This window comes from Caballeronia arationis (assembly GCF_001544975.2).
Classification (GTDB): domain Bacteria; phylum Pseudomonadota; class Gammaproteobacteria; order Burkholderiales; family Burkholderiaceae; genus Caballeronia; species Caballeronia arationis.
Genome location: NZ_FCOG02000263.1, coordinates 1 through 4,681, shown reverse-complemented (window position 1 = coordinate 4,681; position 4,681 = coordinate 1). Strand labels below are relative to the sequence as shown.

At 57.8% G+C, this 4,681-nt stretch carries 3 protein-coding genes and 1 pseudogene; 2 read left to right on the top strand and 2 right to left on the bottom strand.

Going from position 1 to position 4,681, the window contains the following annotated elements; genetic code table 11:
- Positions 1 to 120, top strand: a pseudogene (locus AWB81_RS44370) (IS630 family transposase); the annotation flags it as partial.
- 477 nt (positions 121 to 597) lie between these two features.
- On the opposite strand, the gene AWB81_RS40540 reads toward AWB81_RS44370, so the two are convergent.
- Both AWB81_RS40540 and AWB81_RS40535 read right to left on the bottom strand, forming a co-directional pair.
- Complete coding sequence (locus AWB81_RS40540; RefSeq protein WP_087135558.1) at positions 598 to 819, bottom strand: hypothetical protein; 222 nt, start codon at positions 817 to 819, stop codon at positions 598 to 600.
- Between the two features lie 193 nt (positions 820 to 1,012).
- A complete protein-coding gene (locus AWB81_RS40535) occupies positions 1,013 to 1,792 on the bottom strand; it encodes an extracellular solute-binding protein (RefSeq protein WP_087135557.1) in 780 nt (259 codons plus the stop codon).
- Between the two features lie 505 nt (positions 1,793 to 2,297).
- On the opposite strand from AWB81_RS40535, the gene AWB81_RS40530 reads away from it, so the two are divergent.
- Complete coding sequence (locus AWB81_RS40530) at positions 2,298 to 3,701, top strand: TIR domain-containing protein (RefSeq protein ID WP_062644010.1); 1,404 nt, start codon at positions 2,298 to 2,300, stop codon at positions 3,699 to 3,701.
- Positions 3,702 to 4,681: the final 980 nt, after the last annotated feature.

Below are 4,681 nucleotides of genomic sequence, written 5' to 3'. Positions count from 1 at the left end.
CAGTACGTGCAGAAACATAACCGTCATCCGAAACCGTTCATCTGGACAGCAAAGGCCTCTGACATCCTCGCGAAAGTCACGCGTGCCAGGGCCAAGCTTAATAAGATGCAATCCGTTTGACGCGGACCACTAGCTGACGGATAGGCGAAGCGGTGTCGAGCTTGTTCGAAACCACTCGGCCCTACAGTTATAGGCGAAATGCGGCTTAGCGAATGCGAATGTGTTGATCAACGGCTGACCGGCCCGCAATGGCAGAGATACTTCCAGTGAGGGTCCGGCACGTTCCTGTGCGGACCGGTCGGTTCCGTAGGGGATTCGTGAGATGGGCGAGCGGTCACTATCGGTCGGCCTCGTCGGGATCACCGCCGACCGCAACATTCGTGGGATCAGTCACTCGGTGTGTTTGTGGGATTCATGGTGTGTTACCAGTATCCGGCGTACCGAGGGGTAAGCGCATGCGGCGGTTTTCAACGATAGAGCGGCATTGCGCAACTTTTGATCATGAAGTGTTTTGTTCGCTATGTGCGCGGTTCATCCGCCTGCACTGCTTGACCGGCGGAGGTGCAGCACGTTCAGGACGAGGGACAGTTTCGGGGTTCACTTCTGATAACCCGCCTGCTTCACAGCGCGATCGGCCGCAGCGTTGCCCGCCTTCAGCGCTGCGTCCACGCTGGTTTGCCCAGCGACGACGCCTTCTATCGCTTGCCCCACCACCGTCCCGAACGACTGGAACTCGGGGATGCCGACGAACTGAATGCCACTGTACGGCACCTTCCTGAGCGATGCGTCGTTTGGGTCGGCCGATTCGATCGCTTTCAATACAAACCCTCCGAACGGAACCGCCTGCTTGTACTCGGGACGCGCAAAGGTCGACTTCCTGCTCGGAGGAACGGATGCCCAACCCCTCGTCCTTTCCAACCATCTCAATGTACTGTTTCGAGGTTGCCCACGTAACGAATTTCTTCGCGGCATCCTGCGACTTCGAGGTCTTGGGGATTGCCAGCGACCACGATCACAGCCAATGCGATCCCTTCGGTGTCACCGCAACCGGCGCGGCAGCGAAGCCTATTTTGTCCGCCACTGTCGACTGCGACTTGTTGTAGAGCGTGCCTGCGGCCGCCGTCGCATCGATCCACATCGCGCACTTCCCGGACGACATCAGCGTCAGATTCTCGTTGAAGCCGTTCGAGCTCGCTCCGGGCGGTCCGTCACTCTTCAACAGGTCTGCATAGAAGCCGATCGCCTTGTGCCACTCCGGCGTATCGATCTGCGCTTTCCAGTTCTCATCGAACCAGCGCCCACCAAAGGTGTTCACCACTGTCGACACGTATGCCATGTTTTCACCCCAACCCGCTTTCCCGCGCAAACAGATGCCATACTGACCCTTGGCTTTATCGGTAAGCGTGTCGGCGTATTGCTTGATCTGATCGTAAGTCGGCTGATCCGGCATAGTGAGACCGGCTGCCTGAAACAGGTCCTTCCGGTAATAGGTCATCGAGCTTTCGACATAGAACGGCAGCCCGTAGAGCTGGCCATCGTAGGAAAGGCCGTCGCGCGCCGTCTTGACCACATCGTCGAGATCGTAATCGGCCGGCAGATCGTCCTCGGCACCAGCCAGCCGCGCTTGCCCCACTGGGGCGCTTCGTACGTGCGGATTGCAACCACGTCTGTTGGTGGTGATGTCAGTCGTCGCCCGCTGTGGAAGCACGTTTTCCTCGAGGATCACCCAATTCAGCTTGATATCGGGATTCGCGTTCTCGAAGCTCGCGGAGAGCTTCTTGAGTTCCAGCATGGCCGGACCGTTGAGCGTAGCGATGGTGACATTTGCCGCGCTGGAAAGTTGTGCCGCGCAAACCGAAACTTTCGGGATTCGATTGTTCTATGCCTCCGTTCCTCAGGTACGCTTTGCTACTCCTTGAAATTGGAACTGCTGTCACCTACATTAACCTGAAGATGCACAATGTAATCATGATGAAACGCATCTGCAGGCCAGACGTACATGGGCGTCACGTATGAGAATAGGTGGGGCGGATATTTTCGATGCCGTGCGTCTTTTCAGCGCGGGAATCAAGCGTGGTGCATGTCGGTCGAAGGCCATTCGCAAATTGCACGCGTCATGACGACGAGGCTGGCATCAGTTGCCCGGCACCGTTTGCGATGCTGACGCGTGGGAAGCCTGCCTGCTTTGCAGGCTTGGATGCTTGCATGCCTATGTTGCGCCGTTGGAAGGCTATGTCAGGTGTGAACGTCCCATCTTGAAATGCCTTATTTGTCAGCACGCGATAGAAGGCGAGGCCATGGACGACGCCAAGGTGGTATTTCTTTGCTGGTCCGGAACGCGGAGCCGCGCGGTCGCCGAGGCACTCGACATCGCCATCCACGAGCTTGGCGTCGGGCTCGAATCGATACGCTCGCCCGAGATAGCGAAAGGCAGCATATGGTTTGAGCGAGTCCGACAAGGATTGGAGCACGCCGGGGCTGCCATCGTTTGCTTGACGCCCGAGAATGCCGGCAATCCCTGGATCCACTTCGAAGCCGGCGCGATGGCCGCGAAGATGTCCTCGAAGTGCACCGGGCAGGTCACCTCGCGTGTCTACCCCTACCTTTTCCAGATGAGCGGCGTCGAGCTCTCGGGTCCGCTGTCGCAATTCCAAAGCACGAGCGCAACGGAGGAGGACACGCTACGACTAGTCCGCGCGTTGCTGTCCGATCCGGAGTGGGATCAGTGGATGCCCTCGGCTCACGAATGGTGGATGAATTTGGAGCAGCGATTACACCCTGCGGAGGATCGCCCCCTCGGAGAGATGCTTTTGGACCTTGAGTCGCTGTTCCGACGCAAGACCTTTGACGAGCCGCTGGACGAGTGTGTGAACCAAGCCTGGCCCGCACGCTGGAGCGCGGCGCGGGACACCCACAAGAGGCTCCAGGACGAAGCGAGCCAGCTGGCGCTGCAGTGCCGTCCGTATGCGCGCGACTTGCTTCGGCAACTGGTGGAAGCGGTCGACTCCTATGCGATGGCGCTGGAACTGCTGCTCGCGCCACTGTCCTTCGAGTTGAAGGCGGACGGCAAGCGCGACATACCGCCCGGGTTGCTCAAAGCCTGTGAGGAGCGCCGCAAAGACGTTAAGGAACTCATATCCGGTCTTGCTGATCCTCAGCACGCGCCAGTGTTTGAAGACGCTCCCCGGTTCGACGCGATGGAGAGCTTCTCGGAGAAGAAGGCATTAGTCCACCAATTCGAAGCCTGGCTGAAGCGCACCGAGCAGGTCAATATGACGGACTGGCGGCTTAAGCAAGCCGCATCTACGCCGTCGGCGCGCACCAGCCGCTGGGACTTCGATCGGGTCGCCTTTTACCTCTGCGAAGAGTTCAAGGAAGTTTCTCTACCCAACGCCGTCGACTGGCTTCGTGTCGAGCTTGAGAAAGCGCGGGCGGTGGGCGAAGGGAGTCATATGCCACTCACTTACTGCCTCGGTCCGCTGCAAAGGGCCATAGCAGCGGCGGACCGCCGTTCTCTCTCGGTGAGCTTAGTACAGGAAGCGCGCGCACTTCTGCAGGAGACCGCTGCAATAGGAAAGAAGCGGGAAGAGAAGCGCAACTACCCGGAGCCGAGTCGGCTCCGGGTCGAAGCTGAGAAGACGCTCGCGAAGTTGGAAGAAGGCGGCACGGCGCAACAACCGGCAGGCACGGCCGTCGGCTGACCAACAAAGTAGGCCGGCGGGCTCTGGTGGAAAATAGAAGGGCGCTATAAAAACGAAGTGGAACACCTATCTCGTATAAGGTTTCGCGATGCCCAATAAAACTTGGTGACAACAGCTTCTGCCTGAAGAACACCTGAGCATCGCAAGCCTACATGTACAGGATGTCAGTGCTCGAGGGATTGCTCGGAGTTTCGGGCACTCACCATCCACGTATTCGCGAGTTGACGCGAAACAGCAGATACCGGACACACTAAAGCGCATAGTACGATGCGATGTCACGTAAGTGTTTGTTTCATCTGGCGTTATCAGCGAGATGAAACCGACTGTTCCGTCAGCCGTAACCTACCGGTGCAAGGGGATTGGCAACGATGTCGTGTGAAGCCACCGGGACAACGTAACCCATTCATTGAACGGCAACGGTCTCGTGAGAGATCGTCGTTTTTCTGCCAGCGCCAAGGCGAATGGGATGCTAGGTTGGGAAGCCCAGTCCAAACAGGTCCAGAGGCTGCCGCGCAGACCGGCGCTCCGGCGAACGCGGACTACTGACGGATTTTCTTTTTTGGCAGCTTGAGCCAAAGGCTAAACGCGTTGGCGAGTAAGCACGCAGAAAACGCCACCAGAAGAAGGCAGATTGTGCACTGAAACTGGAAAAACATTTTAATCATCTTCTGATCAATGTGTCAGCACTCGAAGCGTATCTCGCGCAAATTCGCCTCCAGGCCAGATCGAGAGAAACAATCTTAACGGAACCGCGGGATGTAAAGATGTCCAAGGCATTCCTTTAAAACGGGGCTCACCTACGAGTGTGGCATCTCTGGTCGACTGACCACTGAGGGGGAGAATATCCCGGTGGAGCAAGTCGATGAGGGGTTTGGAACCACGGTTCTTGCCGGCATCAGGGGGCGGTTTCAAGCCGAAGTGCAACAGGGGGGTTAATGTTTAGCGTTTTGAGGTTGGGTTGCTGAGGCGAGCGTGGCGGC